Here is a 19,499-nt window from a genome sequence, read left to right as displayed (position 1 = left end):
GTTTCCTTTGTTTTCAGGTTGTTCTGCACCCTCACGGGTACCGTTTGCCGAGGCTCAGCGATAAGTGATGAGCGACGGCGTATTCAACAGCTGCAGATGGGCGTGACTGTTGAACGAAGCCAGGGTCACCCGCTCGCCCTGAAACTTCAGGCAGCTTAGCGAGGTGTTGGCGATTTGCCAGTTCATTGCAAAGGCGCTGGCGACCGGCATGCCGGTCAGCAGGTGCAGCAAAGCCGTGATGGTGCCGCCGGAGGTGAACACGGCGATCTGCTCTCTGGACGTTGCCCGAGCGAGCAGGCGCTCCAGGCCACCGCCCACCTGGTCGAGAAAAGCCTGCCAGCTCTGCAGTGCCGGGGCGTCGTAGTCGCCACCGACCCAGGTCTCCAGCAGGCGCACGAACAAGCGCTGGAATTCGGCACGGTTGTGCGCCGCGTTACGCATGATTTCGACGGCTTTCGGTTCATGGGGCTGCAGGGCCGGGAGCAGGGTGCGGATGACCCCTTCGGCATCGAACTCGTCGAATGCAGGATCGGCTTCCAGCGCGGGGGCTTCGTCCAGTTGCTCCAGTACCAGGCGGCCGGTATGGGATTGCCTGAGCAGGCTGCCGCTGATGGCGCGATCGAGATGTAGGCCGGTTTGCGCCAGGTGACTGCCGAGCAGTCTGGACTGGCGTTCGCCCAAGGGCGAGAGAACGTCGTAATCCTCTGCACCGAACGAAGCCTGGCCATGTCGAATCAGGTAGATGCTGCCCACGTCCGCTGCAACCCTGGAACCTTGAATGTTTGGCGAGGGTAGGAGGGTTGGCCTGAGGCTGTCAACGAAAAATCATACGTTTGTTTGAATTCGTCAGGGCGCGCCCGTCGAAAGCCGCGAACCTATCTGGCCGTGGTCAGGCGCCGCCGGTATGCTTGGGCAACGCAAGGCCTCTACGGGAGGCCATCGATTGGAAATAGGGGAAATGTGTGGAGTTTCTTGCTGATTACGCAGGGTTTCTGGCCAAGACGGTAACCCTGGTGGTGGCCATCATCGTCGTTCTGGTTGCGCTTGTTGCCATACGCAGCCGTGGCCGCCGCAGCGGTGGCCAATTGCAGGTGACCAAACTCAACGATTTCTACAAGGCGCTGCGTCAGCGCCTCGAGCAGTCGATTCTGGACAAGGATCAACTCAAGGCGTTGAGCAAAGAGGAAGCCAAGTCGGCCAAGCAGGCGAAGAAGAAGCCGCAACAGAAGTCCCGGGTCTATGTGCTGGACTTCGACGGTGACATCAAGGCTTCGGCTACCGATGGCCTGCGTCATGAGATCACTGCGCTGCTGAGCCTGGCCACGCCGCAGGATGAAGTGGTGCTGCGCCTGGAAAGTGGTGGCGGCATGGTGCACAGCTACGGGCTGGCCTCCTCGCAGCTGGCGCGCATCCGCCAGGCCGGTGTGCCGCTGACGGTGTGCATCGACAAGGTCGCGGCCAGCGGCGGCTACATGATGGCCTGCATCGGCGAGAAGATCATTTCCGCGCCGTTCGCCATCCTCGGTTCGATCGGCGTGGTGGCCCAACTGCCCAACGTCAATCGTCTGCTGAAGAAGCACGATATCGATTTCGAGGTACTGACCGCCGGTGAGTACAAGCGTACCCTGACGATTTTCGGCGAGAACACCGAGAAGGGGCGGGAAAAATTCCAGGAAGACCTGGAAACCACCCACGAGTTGTTCAAGAACTTCGTTGCCCGTTATCGCCCGCAACTGGAGATAGACGAGATCGCCACTGGCGAGGTGTGGCTGGGCATGGCGGCGCTGGAGAAACAGCTGGTCGATGAACTGAAGACCAGCGATGAATACCTGGCCGAGCGTGCCCGTGAGGCCGATCTGTTCCAGTTGCACTTCGTGCAGAAGAAATCCCTGCAGGAACGTGTCGGTCTGGCTGCCAGTGTGGCGCTGGATCGCTTTGCCCTGACCTGGCTGAGCCGTCTCGGTCAGCAGCGTTTCTGGTAACCCGCACCTTCCGCCGCGGCGGATGAAGGAGGTTTGGATGACGAGTTTTTTCGCTCTGCAGGCAGCGCCTGACGCAGGTGGCACCTTTGAACAGCAGGTGGTCGAGCGCAATATTGCCGATTTGCCCGCGGGCGAGCTGCTGATCCGCGTTCAGTACTCTTCTCTCAACTTCAAGGATGCGCTATCGGCCAGTGGCCAGCGCGGTGTCAGCCGTCATTACCCGCATACGCCTGGCATCGATGCAGCCGGCGTGGTCGAGCATTCCAGTGCTGCCGAGTTCAGCGAGGGGGATGAGGTGATCGTCACGGGTTACGACCTGGGCATGAACACCGCCGGCGGTTTCGGTCAGTACATCCGCATTCCGGCGGGGTGGGCGATCAAGCGGCCTCAGGGGCTGTCGCTGCGCGAAGCGATGATTCTCGGTACGGCGGGTCTGACCGCTGCGTTGTGTGTCGACAAGCTGGAGCGCGTCGGGCTTTCTCCGGATGATGGCCCGGTGCTGGTGACCGGTGCGACAGGCGGCGTTGGCAGCATCGCCGTGATGTTGCTGAGCGCCCTGGGTTACCAGGTGGCTGCCGCGACCGGCAAGGCGAAACAGGCCGATCTGCTGACCCGCTTGGGCGCCAGACAGATCGTTCCACGTCTCGAGTTGCAGAGCGGTTCCGAGCGGCCCTTGCTCAGGGAACAATGGGCTGCTGCGGTGGATACGGTCGGCGGTGAGATTCTCTTCAACGTGCTCAAGTCCACTCGATATGGCGGTAGCGTCGCCTGCTGTGGGTTGACTGCTGGCGTCGAGTTCCAGGCCAGCGTGCTTCCGTTCATCCTGCGGGGCGTGAATCTGCTGGGTGTCGATTCGGTCGAGCTGCCGCTGGTGGTCAAGGCGTCGATGTGGGACAAGCTGTCGCTGCAATGGAAATTACCGAATCTCGATGATCTGGTAACCGAGGTTGGCCTGGCAGAGTTGCCCGAGGCGATCACTCGAATTCTGCAGGGTGGGCAGGTCGGGCGGGTATTGGTCAGGCTGGATTGACGTTTGCCAGGCCCTGAGTGAGCTGCATGAAAAAGCCCCGCCAATTGGCGGGGCTTTTGCTTTTCAGGCGCGGCGTCTGAACAGGGGGTCAGGCTGGTCGCTGGAGGCCTGATACACCTCGGAGAACTCCTCGAAGGCTTTCAGCGCGTCTTCGGGATCCTTGTCTTCGCGCAGGGCGAAGGCATCGAAACCGCAGCGCTTGAGCGCCCACAGCTGGTCGCGCAACACGTCGCCAATGGCGCGCAGCTCGCCCTTGAAGCCGTAGCGGGTGCGCAGCAGATAGGCGGAGGAGGAGTGGCGACCGTCGGTGAAGGCCGGGAAATTCAGGGCGATGACCTGAAAGTCGTCCAGCGAATCGACGATGGATTCGATCTCTTCCTCGGCATCCAGCCATACGCCCAGGCCACCATCGCGAGCTTTCAGCGCGTTGCCATGCTCCAGCCAGAGCGCCAGTGGGACGATCAGGTCGTCGCAGTTGGACAGCTCTTCGAAGGTGGTTTCCTTCGGCAGCAGGTGCCAGCTTTCGTCGACGATCTGGCCGTTCTTAATGATTCGCTGCATATACGCGCTCCTTGAACGGGGCGACACCGATACGGCGGAAGGTGTCGAGGAAGCTCTCTTCTTCGGTGCGTTGTTCGACGTAGACGTTGACGATCTTGTCGATCACGTCCGGCATGTCGTCCTGGGCGAAGGATGGGCCGAGGATCTGGGCCAGGCTGGCGTCACGACCCGAGCTGCCGCCAAGGGACACCTGGTAGAACTCCTGGCCTTTCTTGTCCACGCCGAGGATGCCGATGTGGCCCACGTGGTGGTGGCCACAGGCATTCATGCAACCGGAGATATTGAGGTCGATGTTGCCGATGTCGAACAGGTAGTCGAGGTTGTCGAAGCGACGCTGGATGGCTTCGGCGACCGGAATCGACTTGGCGTTGGCCAGGGAGCAGAAGTCGCCACCCGGGCAGCAGATGATATCGGTCAGCAGGCCCACGTTCGGTGTGGCGAAGCCCTGCTCGCGCAGTTCGCCCCACAGGGTGAACAACTGCTCTTGCTCGACATCGGCGAGGATGATGTTCTGGTTGTGGCTGTTGCGCACCTCGCCGAAGCTGTAGCGGTCGGCCAGCTCGGCGATGGCGTCGAGCTGCTTGTCGGTCACGTCACCCGGCGCTACGCCAGTTGGCTTGAGCGACAGCGTTACGGCGACATAACCCGGTTTCTTGTGGGCGAAGGTATTACGCTCGCGCCAGCGGGCGAAGCCTGGGTGCTCGTTGTCGAGCCCGGCGAGGAGGGCGTCCTGATCCTGCAGCGCCTTGTAGGCCGGATCGACGAAGTGAGCGGCGACGCGCGCCACTTCTTCATCGGTCAGGGTGGTCGGGCCGTCTTTCAGGTGTGCCCACTCGGCATTCACACGTTCGGCGAACACCTCAGGGGTCAGCGCCTTGACCAGGATCTTGATGCGCGCCTTGTACTTGTTGTCACGACGGCCATAGCGGTTGTACACGCGCAGGATGGCGTCGAGGTAGCTGATCAGGTGCTTCCAGGGCAGGAATTCATTGATGAAGCTGCCGACGATCGGGGTGCGGCCCAGGCCGCCACCGACCGATACGCGGAAACCCAGTTCGCCGGCGTCGTTGTTCACCGCTTCCAGGCCGATGTCGTGCACCTCGATGGCGGCACGGTCGCCGACCGCGCCGTTGACGGCAATCTTGAACTTGCGCGGTAGATGGCTGAATTCCGGGTGGAAGGTCGACCACTGACGGATGATCTCGCACCAGGGGCGCGGATCGATCAGCTCGTCCTTGGCGACACCTGCGAACTGGTCGGTGGTGGTGTTGCGGATGCAGTTGCCGCTGGTCTGGATCGCGTGCATCTGCACGGTGGCCAACTCGGCGAGAATCTCCGGAACGTCTTCGAGTTCGGGCCAGTTGAACTGGACGTTCTGACGGGTGCTGATGTGGGCATAGCCCTTGTCGTAATCGCGGGCGATCTGCGCCAGTTTGCGAACCTGAACGGACGACAGCAGGCCGTAAGGGACGGCGATGCGCAGCATGGGCGCGAAACGCTGAATGTACAGACCGTTCTGCAGGCGCAGCGGACGGAATTCTTCACCGCTCAGTTCGCCACTGAGATACCGGCGGGTTTGATCGCGGAACTGCTTGACGCGGTCCTCGACGATTTGTTGGTCGTACTGGTCGTAAACGTACATGGAGAATCCTGTTATCAGGCTGCTTGCCAGATCGGTGAAAGGCTACTGCGCGCAGCTGTGCGGTATGGAAGTCAGCGTCGAGACGGTTGACCGCTCGTTTACTGAGTTCGTCCCTGGCTAGCCGACGCTCGCAACGTTCTCGATGATCTGTTACAGCAAATCTGCGCGCACGGCCGCGCACTCCAGGCGGAGCCGAGGGAAGATACCAGTTCAGGTTTATGCGCAAAAGTGAAGTTTTAATATATGAAAAGAACTTTTAGTGCTAAGTCAGGAAGCATGCATAACTGCGCCGGTCGGTGGAATGAAAAAGCGTCTCCTGAGCCAGGATCAATTGCTTGCCAGTGCAGGGTTGTTATCGAGAACGGCTCGCAATAACCCGGAAAAACAAGACCTTGCAGATAAGATGAGTGCTGATCGGTATGCTCATCACAGGGCCTGATGGAGTTGGCGACTCGTGATTAAAGGATCGGTTCGCAGCGCACTGGGCAGAGCACCGAGTTCGCCAGAAAACAGGCATCGTGCGCCGAGTGATGTAGCGCGTGCACCTCGGCTTCGTCGGGCAGTTTGGCACCACTGAAAAATACCTGTGGGCGCAGCACTATATCGGTCATGGCCAGACGGCCTTGCTCATTGCGTGCCAGAGTACCCTGGGCCTCATCTTTATAATGATCGACCTGAAAACCCTGCTTCGCCGCCAGTGACAGGAACCACAGCATATGGCAGCTCGAGAGCGAGGCGACAAAGGCTTCCTCGGGGTCGACAGCGCTGACATCGGACATAGGCTGCGGCACTACATCGGGAGAGGAGGAAGCGGGTACTTCCAGGCCGCCGTCGAACTGCCAGTGATGGGCTCGGCTGTAACGGTTATCGAGAAAAGGTTGTTCGCCGCGTAGCCAGATGATGGTGGCACTGTGTTGAGCCATGCTGATAATCGCTCCGCAAAAGTTAAGGTGAAACGTCAACAGACCCTAGAATGTCGCAACTATTAAGCGCGTCCTTAAGGCTTTGCTCAGGTTTTTAGACGTATGAGAGGTTCCATGCAAACACTTCCACAGTCGAACAACAGTTTCCTGCAGGCTTGGCTAACGCAGGCGCGAGCCTCGCCCTGGATTGCTGCCGGGCTGGGAGTCGCGCTGCTGGTAGTGTTGCTGCTACTGATAAGCAGCCTGTTCAATGTCTTCGATGAGGGGCACCCGGAGCGCATACGCAATGCGCTCTATGGTGGTGGAGCGGGATTCGCCGCAACGGCATTGGGGGCAATGGCTGCCTTGGCGTTGGGCACCATCAGCGTGAAAACCCAGGACAGCCTGTTGGGCTTCGCCGCCGGCATGATGCTCGCCGCGAGCTCCTTCTCGCTGATTATTCCGGGCCTGGAGGCTGCCGAGAGCATCACCGGTAGCGGCATGCTCGGCGCCGCGACAGTGGTGGTGGGGTTGACCCTTGGCGTTCTGCTGATGCTTGGCCTCGATCATTTCACTCCGCATGAGCACGAGAGCACTGGGCGGCTTGGGCCGCAGAGCGAGCGCCTGAACCGGGTATGGCTGTTCGTGTTCGCCATCACTCTGCACAACCTGCCGGAAGGTATGGCCGTTGGCGTTGGTTTCGCTGGCGACGACATGACAGTGGGGATTCCTCTGGCGACCGCCATCGCCATCCAGGACATTCCCGAAGGGCTTGCCGTAGCGCTGGCGCTGCGCAGCACTGGCCTGTCGGCGTTCCATGCGGCGCTGATCGCCGCTGCCAGTGGGCTGATGGAGCCGCTGGGAGCGTTGGTCGGCGTTGGCATGTCCAGCAGCTATGCGCTCGCTTATCCCGTCGGCCTGGGCTTGGCGGCAGGCGCGATGCTGTTCGTGGTTTCCCATGAAATCATCCCGGAAACCCATCGCAACGGTCATCAAACACCTGCGACTCTAGGGCTGATGGGGGGCTTTGCTGTGATGATGTTCTTGGATACGGCATTGGGCTGATTGGCGTTTGCCTATACCTGATGCACACTGCGCCGGTCGATCAGATATGGGGTTCGCGTGCGGATAAGTGATGTCATTGCCCGTAGTCGTCGGGCTGGCTGTGCACTCCTGCTGACCGGCGCGCTGGGCGGCGCAGGCAACGTGCAGGCCGAACCGTTGAATGTTTATGTCGGCCAGGGGCAAATGCCATTTGCCGACGGCACGGCTGTGCGAGCGGGGCTGTTTGGCGATCTGATGCGTGAATTGTGCGTGCGCACCGAGCAGCAGTGCGTTTTTCGCAGCGTGCCCTGGCGCCGAGTGCTGAGCCTGGCGAGCGACGATGAGCACGGGATCGTACTGAATCTGGGGCGTACCGCAGAGCGTGAGGATGATTTCGTCTGGTTGCTCGACGTGTTGCCCACTCCCTATGTGTTGGCCAGCGTGGGGCGTTCTTTCGACAGCCTGGCAGATGCATTGAAGGCAGGCCCGGTAGCGGTCATGGCGGGTACGCCGCGAGCTGACGATATCAACGCCATGCGCACGGATGAGCAGCGGGTGGTCGAAGTCACCGACCCTGAGCAGGCCGCTCAACTGTTGCAGAGTGGCCGTGTGGTTGCCTGGTACGAAATCGATCTGCGGGCCATCTATTTGTGGCGCGAACTGGGTTACGGCGCGCCTCTGCTATTTGGCAAACCGCTCAGCCGCACACGCAGTCATATCGCCGGCAGCCTCAGGCTCGAAGGTGCAGAGGGCTTAGGTTCGCGGATGAGCGACGCCTTTGCTGAGATGTGCAGAGACGGCACTTGGCAGCGCATATTGACGAGCTATCTTGGGTTGGAGAAGTCACAGGCTTTGCTGTCCGACGGCTGGTGAGTCATGCTATCGCCCTGAAAATACCGCGTGGAGCATCTGATGAAGTACATACACCAGCGCGAGCACCTCAACGAAGACGATCTGGTCGTTATCGAATGCTCGCAACCCTGCAATATCCGCCTGATGAACGACGCGAATTTTCGCAGTTTCAAGAACAGCGGCCGGCATACCTACCACGGCGGTGCTTTCGATAAATTCCCGGCCAAAATCACCGTGCCTAGCAGCGGTTTCTGGAATATCACCATCGACACCGTGACCCGCAAGGCGATCAGCGTCACCCGCAAACCGACCTTGAAGCACTCGATCAAGATCGTGCGCAGATCCTCGTCCCAGCTGTCGTGATCCTCAGCGGATGACCCTGGCTTTGTAGGAGCCGGCTTGCCGGCGATAGCGATAGCCAAGGATCGCCCGCAAGGCTAGGCGCCCCCGCGGCTCCTAATCAGTTGCGCACTTGCAGAGCATCGAACAAAGTGTCGTATAGCGCCTCGATGGATTCTATCCTTGTGAAGCTTGCACGCGGTACGACCCGGATATGAGGGCGCTCCGCCTTGATGCCTTCCATGTTTGCTTTGGTATGCCTGGCGGTTTTGAACGCTTCCAGGCTCGCCAGCGGTTTGCCCGCCAAGCCGCCAAAGAACAGAAAAGGCCCCAGCGTCAGGGTTGCCTCGTCAAACTGAATCCAGATCACGCAGCCAGAAGGTTTCAGCCCCAGGGCGAGGTGTACCTTCTGGTTTGCGGTGGTCGCTGACAATGCTGAGGTCTTGAGCTGAATGTGGCGAACGACACCGCTGACTTCCAGAACGATGTCGTGACCCGAGCGGTCGATCAGTGAATGGGATACTTCCAGGGTCGCTCCGTGCTTGAGCCATGACAGCTTGAGCATTTCCCCGATGAAAAGGTGTTCGATCAGCTTTTCACGGTATACGGATTGATGGGTATTCAGGAGGCTCATCGGTAGCGGGCTCGGCCGTTAATCCGCCTCTACGCCTATGGCCGTCAGGCAAATCAGGCGGTGTTCGCCCAGCATCCAGCTGTCATCGGCAGCTCGATACTCGGCTTCCATCACCGCGTTATAGCTGAACTGCCAGCGTTTGCGCTCGCGACCGTCCTGCACTTCGATGTGCAGGACGGTGGCTTCGCTGGCGAATGGCTCATCCGCTTCGGCGGCAGTGTCGGCCTGGTCGAGCAGGGCATCGTCGAGCCTGAAGTCGAAAGCATGCAGGCCGTCGATTTCCAGCATGTCGGCGGTTTCCAGTTGGTCGAGCAGGTAAGGTTGATCACTCATTCGTCATACCCCAGGTTGGGTGCCAGCCAGCGTTCACTGACGGCAATGTCCTGCGCCTTGCGCTCGCTGTACTGCTCGATCTGATCCTTGTCGACCTTGCCGACGGCGAAGTATTGCGCCTCTGGGTGGGCGAAGTACCAGCCGCTGACGGCTGCGGCCGGGAACATGGCGTAGTGCTCGGTGAGGAATACGCCGCTGCGGCCAGCCTTGTGGTACTCGGCCTCGGGGTCGAGCAGGTTGAACAGGGCCTTCTTCTCGGTGTGATCCGGGCAGGCCGGGTAGCCGGGAGCAGGGCGGATGCCCTTGTAGGCTTCCTTGATCAGATCTTCGTTGCTCAGGTGCTCGTCTGGCTGGTAGCCCCAGTATTCCTTGCGCACGCACGCGTGCAGCCACTCGGCACAGGCTTCGGCGAGGCGGTCGGCCAGAGCCTTGACCATGATCGAGTTGTAATCGTCGCCCTTGGCCTCGTAAGCCTTGGCCACTTCCTCGGCACCGATGCCGGCGGTGGTGATGAAGCCCCCCACGTAATCCGTGATGCCACTGTCCTTCGGTGCGACGAAGTCGGCGAGGGACAGGTTCGGCTTGCCGTCCGGCTTGATGGTCTGTTGACGCAAGTGGTGCAGGGTGGCCAGGGGCTGGCCATCGTCGCCGTAGACTTCGATGTCGTCGTCGCGCACCTGGTTGGCTGGCCAGAAACCGAACACGGCGCGGGCCTTGATCAGTTTCTCGTCGATCAGCTTTCTGAGAATCACCTTGGCATCGTTGAACAGGCTGGTGGCGGCTTCGCCAACCACTTCATCGGTCAGAATGCGTGGGTACTTGCCAGCCAGATCCCAGGAGATGAAGAACGGCGTCCAGTCGATGTACTCGGCCAGCACATTGAGGTCGATGTCATCCAGCACCTTCACGCCGGTGAAGCTCGGCTTCGGCGCGGTATAGCCGATCCAGTCGAACTTCGGCTTGTTGGCGACGGCCTTGTCGTAGGGCAGGCGCTCGGTGCGCGAGGCGCGGGCCGAGGTGCGTTCGCGCACCACCACGTAATCGTCGCGAGTGCGCTGCACGAAATCGGGTTTGAGTTCCTTGGACAGCAACTGAGTCGCCACACCCACGGCTCGCGAGGCGTCGGTGACGTAAACCACGGCATCGTTGCTGTACTGTGGGTCGATCTTCACCGCCGTGTGTGCTTTGGAGGTGGTGGCGCCACCGATCATCAATGGCAGCTTGAAGCCCTGGCGCTGCATTTCCTTGGCAACGTGCACCATCTCGTCCAGCGATGGCGTGATCAGGCCGGACAGGCCGATGATGTCGCACTTTTCTGCGATGGCGGTTTGCAGGATCTTCTCCGCCGGCACCATCACACCAAGATCGACGATGTCGTAGCCGTTACAGCCCAGCACCACGCCGACGATGTTCTTGCCGATGTCATGCACGTCGCCCTTGACCGTGGCCATGAGGATCTTGCCCTTGGCCTCCGGCTTGTCGCCTTTTTCCAGTTCGATGAACGGGATCAGGTGCGCAACGGCCTGCTTCATCACGCGGGCGGATTTGACCACCTGGGGCAGGAACATCTTGCCCGAGCCGAACAGGTCGCCAACGATGTTCATGCCGCTCATCAGCGGGCCTTCGATGACCTCAATGGGGCGCGCACATTGCTGGCGGCACTCCTCGGTGTCTTCGACGATAAAGGCGGTGATGCCTTTGACCAGCGCGTGTTCCAGACGTTTGTCGACCGGCAGCGAGCGCCATTCTTCGTTCTCGACTTCCTTGGTCGCGCCGCCGCCACGGTAATTGTCGGCGATCGCCAGCAGCGCGTCGGTGCCGCCTGGAGTGCGGTTGAGTACGACGTCCTCGACCCTGTCGCGCAGCTCTTTGGGAATCTCGTCGTAGATCTCCAACTGGCCGGCGTTGACGATGCCCATGGTCAGGCCATTCTGGATCGCGTAGTAGAGGAACACCGAATGGATCGCTTCGCGCACCGGGTTGTTGCCGCGGAACGAGAAGGACACGTTGGATACGCCGCCAGAGGTCAGCGCATAGGGCAGATGGTCGCGGATATAGGCACAGGCCTCGATGAAGTCCACCGCGTAGTTGTTGTGTTCCTCGATACCGGTGGCGACGGCGAAGATATTCGGGTCGAAGATGATGTCTTCCGGCGGAAAGCCCACTTCATTGACCAGAATGTCGTAGCTGCGCTGGCAGATTTCGCGCTTACGGGCTGCGGTGTCGGCCTGGCCGACTTCGTCGAAGGCCATCACCACCACGGCGGCGCCGTAGCGTTTGCACAGCTTGGCGTGATGCTTGAACTGCTCGACGCCTTCCTTCATGGAGATCGAGTTGACGATGCCCTTGCCCTGGATGCACTTCAGACCGGCTTCGATCACTTCCCACTTGGAAGAGTCGATCATGATCGGCACGCGGGAAATGTCCGGCTCGCCGGCGATCAGGTTGAGGAACCTGACCATCGCCGCCTTGGAGTCGAGCATGCCCTCGTCCATGTTGATGTCGATCACCTGGGCGCCGGCTTCCACCTGCTGCAGGGCGACTTCCAGGGCCTCGGTGTAGTTCTCTTCGCGGATCAGCCGGGCGAACTTCGCCGAGCCGGTGATGTTGGTGCGCTCGCCGACGTTCACGAACAGCGACTTGCGGTCGATGGTGAACGGCTCCAGGCCGGACAGGCGGCAGGCTTTGGGGATATCCGGGATCTGCCGCGGCGGATACTTGGCGACCGCTTCGGCGATGGCCTTGATGTGCCCCGGTGTGGTGCCGCAGCAACCACCGATGATGTTGAGGAAGCCGCTCTGGGCGAACTCTTCGATGACCGCGGCGGTTTGCGCCGGGGTTTCATCGTACTCGCCGAAGGCGTTGGGCAGACCGGCGTTGGGGTGAGCCGAAACGTGAGTGCCGGCCTTGTTCGACAACTCTTCCAGATAAGGACGCAGGTCGGCGGCGCCGAGGGCGCAGTTGAGGCCCACGGAAATCGGCTTGGCGTGGGCGACCGAGTTCCAGAAAGCTTCGGTGGTCTGCCCGGACAGCGTGCGGCCTGAGGCGTCGGTGATGGTGCCGGAGATCATGATCGGCAGCTCGACGTCGTCTTCGTCGAACACCTGCTGCACGGCGAAGATCGCCGCCTTGGCGTTGAGGGTATCGAAGATGGTCTCGATCAGGATCAGGTCGGCACCGCCCGCAATCAGGCCGCGGGTGGCTTCGGTGTAGTTGTCCACCAGTTCGTCGAAGGTGACGTTGCGGTAGCCAGGGTCGTTGACGTCCGGAGAGATCGAGCAGGTACGGCTGGTCGGGCCGAGCACGCCAGCGACGAAGCGCGGGCGATCCGGGGTTTCCCGGGTCTTGGCATCTGCCACTTCACGGGCCACACGGGCGCCAGCCAGGTTCAGCTCATAGGCCAGCTTTTCCATGCCGTAGTCGGCCTGGGACACCTGGGTGGCGTTGAAGGTGTTGGTTTCCAGGATGTCGGCACCAGCATCCAGGTAGGCGCGCTCGATCTCGGCAATGATCTGCGGCTGGCTGAGCAGCAGCAGGTCGTTGTTGCCCTTGACGTCGCTCGGCCAGTCGGCGAAGCGCTCACCACGGTAATCCCTCTCTTCCAGCTTGTAGCTCTGGATCATGGTGCCCATGCCGCCGTCGAGAATCAGGATGCGATCCTTGAGGGCTTGCTGAAGTGCTTGGAGGCGGGCGCTACGATCTGACAGGGGCATGGAAAAGGCTCTGAACGGGAGGCTACGACAAGAGCTGCGATCATAACAAAAGTTGGCGCTTTTTCTGCGCTGCACCCTTGTGCATGAATTATGTTCATGTTGACCTGGCAGCCAGGTTCGTTACTTTTTGGCATATGCAGGCATGGCGATGGCACAAACGAGACGGTTAAAATGGCCGGCTATTTTTGTGGAATTGCGACCATGCATTACCGGCTGCTGTTGAGTGTTTGTCTTGCCTTGATCAGCCCGCTGGTGATGGCGCAGTCCGTTTCCTACAGCCGCGATATCCAGCCGATATTTACCCAGAACTGCGTGGCCTGCCATGCCTGTTACGACGCGCCGTGCCAGCTCAATCTGGGCAGCGGCGAGGGTGTCGTGCGGGGCGCCAGCAAGGCCACGGTTTACGACGGCACGCGCAGCAAGACCCAGGCCACCACACGGCTGTTCATCGACGCCCATGGTGAGCCGGCCTGGCGCCGCAAGGATTTCCACTCGGTGCTTGAGCAGCAGGGCGGCCAGGCTGCGCTGATGGCGCGCATGCTCGAACTGGGCCACGCCACACCCTTGCCGGCCAACAGCAAGTTGCCGAAGGAACTGGCGATAGGTATCGACCGGGTCAACCAGTGCCCGTTACCGGGGGAGTTCGATGCTTTTGCCGGCAAGAACCCCATGGCAGGCATGCCATTCGCCGTGACCGGGCTCACCGAGCAGGATTATCAGACCGTGCAGCGCTGGCTGGAGCAGGGGGCTCCAGTCGATGAGCAGGCACTGCAGCCCAGTGCTGGCGAAGCACGGCAGGTCGCTGAGTGGGAGCGCTTTCTCAATGCACCAGGTGACGAACAGAACCTGGTAAGCCGCTGGCTGTACGAGCACCTGTTTCTCGCTCACCTGCATTTCGAGGGTGGCGAGCCCGGGCATTTCTTCCAGATGGTGCGCTCGCGCACACCGAGCGGCGAGCCGGTGGACATCATCGCCACACGGCGTCCCAATGATGACCCCGGCACCACTGTCTATTACCGCCTGATGCCGATTCAGGGCGTGATCGTTCACAAGACCCATATCACCTATCCGCTCAGCGCAACGAAACTGGCGCGGGTCAAGTCGCTGTTTTTCGGCAGCGACTGGCAGGTGAGCCTGATGCCGGGCTATGGGATACAGCGCCGCTCCAACCCGTTCGAAACCTTCGAGGCGATTCCGGCCCAGGCGCGCTATCAGTTCATGCTCGATAATGCCGAATACTTCGTGCGCACCTTCATTCGCGGGCCGGTGTGTCGCGGACAGATCGCCACCGACGTGATCCGCGATAATTTCTGGGTGGTATTCCAGGATCCACAGCACGACCTGTACATCACCGACCCCGCCTATCGCGGTGAAACCACGCCGTTGCTGTCGATGCCTGGCCAGCTCGACGAGATCGGCGACCTGCTTGGCTTGTGGCGCGCCTATCGCAACAAGCGCAACGACTACGAAGCCTTGCGTACCTCGGGCTATGCCGAGGCTCCGGCACCTGACTGGTCGCATATCTGGCGCGGCAACGATAATGCGCTGCTGTCGATCTTCCGCCAGCACGATAGCGCTTCGGTGCGCAAAGGGTTGGTCGGCGAGATTCCGCAAACCCTCTGGTGGATGGACTATCCGCTGTTGGAGCGTACCTATTACCAGTTGGTGGTGAATTTCGACGTGTTCGGCAACGTCTCGCACCAGGCGCAGACGCGCTTGTACTTCGACCTGATCCGCAATGGCGCCGAGCAGAACTTCCTGCGCCTGATGCCCGCCGGCGCGCGCTTGGGGCTGTTCAGCGACTGGTACCAGAACAGCGGCAAGCTCAAAGCGTGGATGGATTACTACCCGCTGGACAAGAAAACCCCGAGTGGTCTACCGCTGCCCGGCGAGAATCCCAAGCGGCAATTCGGCGAGCAGTTGCTGCAGCGTTTCAGTACGCTCAATGCGCGGCCCGATCCGATCAACCGCTGTACGGGTGAGCACTGCTACCGCGACGGCCTGCCTGCCGATCTGCGTCAGGCGGAGCAGGCGCTGAGCCGCCTGGCATCACGGCCTGCCTCGCAACTCAAGGTGATCCATCAGTTGCCCGAAGCCACCTTGCTACATGTCGAGGCCGGCGATGGTCGCCGTGAGCTCTACAGCCTGTTGCGCAACCGTGCCCATAGCAACGTGGCGTTCATGTTCGGTGAGGCATTGCGCTACCAGCCACGCCTGGACACTCTGACTATTTACCCGGAAGTGATGACCAGCTACCCGAACTTCATGTTCTCGGTGTCGGCCACTCAAGTGCCTGATTTCGTCGCGTCACTGGAGCAGGTGAATGATGCCGCTACCTTAGAGAGAGTGGTCGAGCGCTGGGGTATCCGTCGTACCCATCCGCAGTTCTGGCGCTATTTTCACGATCTGACGGCGCATATCCGCGAACACGATCCGCTGGAGGCGGGCGTGCTGGATATGAATCGCTACCAGAACCTCTGATTTCACGGCGAGCCGGCAGGCGTCATGCTGGCCCGGGTATTTCTCTCGACCTTTCTCCCGCCGCTGCGGTCGGACGCTGTGGCAGCCTGATTCAGGGCTGCCCCGTACCGGTTTCAACGAGAGGGAGAGTAGCGGTTTTATGCTGATTTCAGTGCAGGCATTACGGGCGTTGGCAGCCTGGGTAGTAGTCTTTCACCATGTCATGCAGGTGTTTTTCGATTTCAAGGCAGATAGTTTCATGGGCTCTCTGTTCGCCGACAAGGGCGCCGTGGGCGTCGATATCTTCTTTATCATCAGCGGGCTGGTGATCTATCTCTCCACTCAGGGCAAGGCCATCACGCCATGGCGTTTCATGCTCAACCGTGCACTGCGTATCGTGCCGGCATACTGGCTGTATTCGCTGATTGCCGCGCTGATCATCGCTTTCGCCAATCCAGTGATGCCGACCCAGGAGTTCGAGCTGCAGCATCTGATGATGTCGCTGCTGTTCATTCCCGCGCAGAACCCCGCTGGTTTCGGCCTGTATCCCACTCTCAATGTCGGCTGGACGCTGAACTACGAAATGTTCTTCTACCTGCTGTTCGCGCTGGCATTCATCGTGCCCGAGCGCTTCCGGCTGTTACTTATCACCAGCACATTGCTGGTCTTCGGACTGCTGGCGACGCAGCCGTGGATCAGCGATTTCTACCGCAACAGCATCGTCTACGAGTTCCTCTTTGGTGTGCTGCTGGGCATGGTCTACAGCCGCGGCTGGATTCGCCAGGGCCTGTGGCTGCCGCTGTTGCTGATCGCCGGCTCGCTGCTGACCATCTATCACCTGGACAACTCCATGCGCCTGTTGCACTGGGGCGTGCCGAGCGCATTGATCGTCGCGGCCTGTATCGCCATGGAACCCTGGTTCAAGGACAACCGTCTGTTGGCGCGGATGGGCGATTGCTCGTATTCGGTGTACCTGCTGCATGTGATCGTACTGTCGCTGGGCTGGTACCTGCAGGCCAGCCTGGATCTCAACCCGTATCTGGTGATTGCCACCTGCATGCCGCTGATCGCCCTGGCATCCTGGGGCAGCTACGAGCTGATCGAGAAGCGTTTTTTCGTGCATGCCAAGATCTGGATCAGTGAGCGAGCAGGCAATGATCGGCTTCAGGCACTATCCCGAGTAAAATGGTAGGACTTTATCCAGGGGCGCCATTTGGCGTACACTTCACCACATGACCGTGAGGAGTTGCCATGAGCACTATTACCATTACCGATGCCGCCCATGATTACCTGGCAGACCTGCTGAGCAAGCAGAACACTCCGGGAATCGGCATCCGCGTTTTCATCACCCAACCGGGAACCCAGTACGCGGAAACCTGCATCGCCTATTGCAAGCCCGGCGAGCAGAAGCCCGAAGACCAGGCCATCGGCCTGGCCAGCTTCACAGCCTGGATCGACGCCGTCAGCGAGCCGTTCCTGGAAGACGCCGTCGTCGACTACGCCACCGACCGCATGGGTGGCCAGCTGACCATCAAGGCGCCGAATGCCAAGGTGCCGATGGTCAATGAAGACAGCCCGCTCAACGAGCGCATCAACTACTACCTGCAGACCGAGATCAATCCTGGTCTGGCCAGCCATGGCGGCCAGGTAACGCTGATCGACGTGGTCGACGAAGGTATCGCCGTGCTGCAGTTCGGTGGTGGCTGCCAAGGCTGCGGCCAGGCCGACCTGACGCTCAAGGAAGGTATTGAGAAAACCCTGCTCGAGCGCATTCCCCAGCTCAAAGGCGTGCGTGACGTGACCGATCACAGCAATCGGGAAAACGCGTACTACTGATCGGCGTGTTTGCAGGCACACAAGGCGACTTCGGTCGCCTTGTTGGTTTTGCAGGGTGTGCCCGTTCACAAAGCAGGATTAAAGTAAAAGCGTGATGGCGTTTTGCTACAATTTGCCTGAAACGCTCTAGGATGGGGCCATCGTTGTCGGCATTTTCACCGCAACGTAATAAAGCCGGAAACAGGCTCACCTTCTTGGGGCGTATTGATGCCGAAAGCATCTCTTCTCGTGTGCGACGATTCGAGCATGGCTCGCAAACAGCTATTGCGAGCCTTGCCCGCGGCCTGGCCGGTGACGGTCAGCCAGGCCAGCAACGGACAGGAAGCTCTAGAGCAACTGCGCGCCACGCATTTCGATCTGTTGTTGCTCGACCTGACCATGCCGGTGCTCGACGGCTATGGCGTGCTGGCCGCGCTCAAAGCGGAGGGCCGTGCCCAGAAAGCCATCGTGGTATCCGGTGACGTGCAGGAAGAGGCCATACGCCGCGTGCAGGAACTCGGTGCACTGGCCTTCCTGAAGAAGCCGGTCGACCCGGAGCTGCTGCTTCGGACGCTAGGCAAGCTGGGTTTTCTAGATGCGCCTGCCGCACTCACGGCACCGGCTGCAGTTGCACTGAGCGAGCCCACGGTGTCGTTCCGTGATGCCTTCCGCGAGGTGGTCAACGTCGCCATGGGCCAGGCAGCAGCGCTGCTCGCCCGGGTACTGGGCGTGTTCGTGCAGTTGCCGATCCCCAACGTGAATATCCTCGAAGTCAGCGAGTTGCATATGGCTCTGGCCGACGCCCAGCGTGGCAACGGGCTGACCGCGGTATGTCAGGGCTATATCGGCGGCGGCATCTGCGGCGAGGCGCTGTTGATCTTCCACGATTCGGAAGTGGCCGACATGGCCAGGCTGATGCACTGGCAGCAGCAGAGCTGCTCGTCCATGGAAATGCTCCTGGACATGTCCAGCGTGCTGATCGGCGCCTGCCTGAGCGGTCTCGCCGAGCAGCTCGACCTGAGCTTCTCCCAGGGTCACCCCCAAGTGCTGGGTGAACATGCCTCCATCGATGAGCTGATCCGCATCAACGGCCAACGCTGGCGCAAGACCCTGGCGGTAGAAGTCAGCTACAGCATTGAAGGGCATAACATCCATTTCGACCTGCTGTTGCTGTTCACCGAAGACTCGATGCCGCTGCTGAACAGCAAACTCGACTACCTGATGGGATGACAGACATGGGCGCGAACATGGATTTGAACGAATTCCACTGGCTGCTGGCGATCGTGCAGAGCATCGACGTCGGTGTGGTGGTGCTGGATCGCGACTACCGGGTCGAGGTGTGGAACAGTTTCATGGTGAACCATTCCGGACGCACGGCGCGCGAGGCGTCCGAGCGATCGTTCTTCGAACTGTTCCCGGAGGTCGAGGAAAGCTGGTTTCGCCGCAAGGTGGAAAGTGTCGCCACCCTCGGTACGCCAGCCTTCACCATCTGGGAGCAGCGACCCTACCTGGTGCGTTTCAAGAACTACCAGCCGATCACCGGTCTGGAAGATTTCATGTATCAGAACACCACCATTCTGCCGCTGCAGGCCACCAACAGTAGGATCGAACACCTGTGTCTGATCATCTATGACGTCACCAGTGTCGCGGTGAACAAGCGCCAGTTGCAGTCGATGAACGATCAGTTCAAGCACCTGTCGCGTACGGATCGGCTGACCGGCCTGAACAATCGCGGGCATTGGGAAGAAGAACTCAAACGCGAGCATGCCCGCCACCGGCGTTATGGCAGCAGCGCCTCGCTGGTGATCTTCGATATCGATCATTTCAAGAAGGTCAACGATACCTACGGCCACCAGGCGGGCGATAGCGTGATCCAGAGCCTGGCCAAGGTGGTGCGCGAGCAGATTCGCGACACCGATATCGCCGGGCGCTACGGTGGTGAGGAGTTCGTGGTATTACTGCCGGATGTCGATGCGGCGGGCGGGCGCATCTTCGCCGAACGCCTGCGTGGCGTGGTCGAGCGCCTGCAGATCAGCCACGAGGGGCAGGTGATTCCCTTCACCATCAGTCTGGGCGTGGCGGATCTGAGTCGGCCCAGCCATGACCATCAGCAACTGATCGAGTGGGCCGATCAGGCGTTGTACAGCTCCAAGCGCAACGGCCGCAACCAGGTGACCGTTTTCGGCGCTTGA

At 60.4% G+C, this 19,499-nt stretch carries 17 protein-coding genes; 10 read left to right on the top strand and 7 right to left on the bottom strand.

The genetic code is table 11. The features are described 5' to 3' along the window. Nucleotides 1-54: 54 nt before the first annotated feature. On the bottom strand, nt 55-753 hold the full coding sequence (locus DNK06_RS19780; protein ID WP_131181714.1) for a histidine phosphatase family protein: 699 nt from the start codon (nt 751-753) through the stop codon (nt 55-57). Between the two features lie 209 nt (nt 754-962). On the opposite strand from DNK06_RS19780, the gene sohB reads away from it, so the two are divergent. Then, on the top strand, nt 963-1,982 hold the full coding sequence (gene sohB / locus DNK06_RS19775; protein ID WP_131181713.1) for a protease SohB: 1,020 nt from the start codon (nt 963-965) through the stop codon (nt 1,980-1,982). Nucleotides 1,983-2,019: 37 nt separating this feature from the next. Next, nucleotides 2,020-3,012, top strand: a complete 993-nt coding sequence (locus tag DNK06_RS19770; RefSeq protein WP_131181712.1) for a YhdH/YhfP family quinone oxidoreductase — start codon at nt 2,020-2,022, stop codon at nt 3,010-3,012. 63 nt (nt 3,013-3,075) lie between these two features. Here the strand turns inward: DNK06_RS19770 and DNK06_RS19765 are convergent, their stop codons facing one another. The 3 genes from DNK06_RS19765 to DNK06_RS19755 all read right to left on the bottom strand — a co-directional run bounded on the left by DNK06_RS19765 (nt 3,076) and on the right by DNK06_RS19755 (nt 6,138). After that, complete coding sequence (locus DNK06_RS19765; protein WP_131181711.1) at nt 3,076-3,573, bottom strand: DUF934 domain-containing protein; 498 nt, start codon at nt 3,571-3,573, stop codon at nt 3,076-3,078. Further along, nucleotides 3,557-5,215, bottom strand: a complete 1,659-nt coding sequence (locus DNK06_RS19760) for a nitrite/sulfite reductase (protein ID WP_131181710.1) — start codon at nt 5,213-5,215, stop codon at nt 3,557-3,559. Before DNK06_RS19760 ends, DNK06_RS19765 begins: the two co-directional genes overlap by 17 nt. Before the next feature lie 458 nt (nt 5,216-5,673). Beyond that, a complete protein-coding gene (locus DNK06_RS19755; RefSeq protein ID WP_131181709.1) occupies nt 5,674-6,138 on the bottom strand; it encodes an OsmC family protein in 465 nt (154 codons plus the stop codon). 114 nt (nt 6,139-6,252) lie between these two features. On the opposite strand from DNK06_RS19755, the gene DNK06_RS19750 reads away from it, so the two are divergent. From DNK06_RS19750 to DNK06_RS19740, 3 genes are read left to right on the top strand one after another with little or no spacing between them, the layout of a single operon-like run. Next, complete coding sequence (locus tag DNK06_RS19750) at nt 6,253-7,182, top strand: ZIP family metal transporter (RefSeq protein ID WP_131181708.1); 930 nt, start codon at nt 6,253-6,255, stop codon at nt 7,180-7,182. A gap of 57 nt (nt 7,183-7,239) precedes the next feature. Continuing rightward, nucleotides 7,240-8,034 carry a substrate-binding periplasmic protein gene (locus DNK06_RS19745; protein WP_131181707.1) on the top strand — a complete coding sequence of 265 codons (795 nt, stop codon included), beginning with the start codon at nt 7,240-7,242 and terminating at the stop codon, nt 8,032-8,034. A 39-nt stretch (nt 8,035-8,073) separates the two neighbouring features. Continuing rightward, complete coding sequence (locus tag DNK06_RS19740) at nt 8,074-8,376, top strand: DUF1883 domain-containing protein (protein WP_131181706.1); 303 nt, start codon at nt 8,074-8,076, stop codon at nt 8,374-8,376. Nucleotides 8,377-8,473: 97 nt separating this feature from the next. Here DNK06_RS19740 and DNK06_RS19735 read toward each other — a convergent pair whose 3' ends face one another. From DNK06_RS19735 to metH, 3 genes are read right to left on the bottom strand one after another with little or no spacing between them, the layout of a single operon-like run. Next, complete coding sequence (locus DNK06_RS19735) at nt 8,474-8,986, bottom strand: hypothetical protein (RefSeq protein ID WP_131181705.1); 513 nt, start codon at nt 8,984-8,986, stop codon at nt 8,474-8,476. A gap of 18 nt (nt 8,987-9,004) precedes the next feature. Next, nucleotides 9,005-9,319: a DUF5629 family protein gene (locus DNK06_RS19730; RefSeq protein WP_131181704.1), complete on the bottom strand. Its 315-nt coding sequence runs from the start codon at nt 9,317-9,319 to the stop codon at nt 9,005-9,007. Then, a complete protein-coding gene (gene metH / locus DNK06_RS19725; protein ID WP_131181769.1) occupies nt 9,316-13,026 on the bottom strand; it encodes a methionine synthase in 3,711 nt (1,236 codons plus the stop codon). The genes DNK06_RS19730 and metH overlap by 4 nt, the downstream gene beginning before the upstream one ends. A 207-nt stretch (nt 13,027-13,233) precedes the next feature. On the opposite strand from metH, the gene DNK06_RS19720 reads away from it, so the two are divergent. From DNK06_RS19720 to DNK06_RS19700, 5 genes are all read left to right on the top strand, one after another. Further along, a complete protein-coding gene (locus DNK06_RS19720; protein ID WP_131181703.1) occupies nt 13,234-15,513 on the top strand; it encodes a fatty acid cis/trans isomerase in 2,280 nt (759 codons plus the stop codon). 139 nt (nt 15,514-15,652) lie between these two features. After that, nucleotides 15,653-16,684: an acyltransferase family protein gene (locus tag DNK06_RS19715; protein WP_131181702.1), complete on the top strand. Its 1,032-nt coding sequence runs from the start codon at nt 15,653-15,655 to the stop codon at nt 16,682-16,684. A gap of 59 nt (nt 16,685-16,743) precedes the next feature. After that, the gene (nfuA, locus tag DNK06_RS19710) at nt 16,744-17,328 is read left to right on the top strand and encodes a Fe-S biogenesis protein NfuA (RefSeq protein WP_070883354.1); all 585 of its coding nucleotides are present in this window, start codon (nt 16,744-16,746) and stop codon (nt 17,326-17,328) included. A 207-nt stretch (nt 17,329-17,535) separates the two neighbouring features. After that, nucleotides 17,536-18,537 carry a response regulator gene (locus DNK06_RS19705; protein WP_131181701.1) on the top strand — a complete coding sequence of 334 codons (1,002 nt, stop codon included), beginning with the start codon at nt 17,536-17,538 and terminating at the stop codon, nt 18,535-18,537. A 5-nt stretch (nt 18,538-18,542) separates the two neighbouring features. After that, nucleotides 18,543-19,499, top strand: coding sequence for a sensor domain-containing diguanylate cyclase (locus DNK06_RS19700; RefSeq protein ID WP_131181700.1), 957 nt, complete (start codon nt 18,543-18,545; stop codon nt 19,497-19,499).

This window comes from Phytopseudomonas daroniae (genome assembly GCF_004327285.1).
Lineage (GTDB): Bacteria > Pseudomonadota > Gammaproteobacteria > Pseudomonadales > Pseudomonadaceae > Aquipseudomonas > Aquipseudomonas daroniae.
The sequence above is the reverse complement of the archived record's forward strand: the minus strand, read 5'-3'. Positions and strand labels throughout refer to the sequence as shown.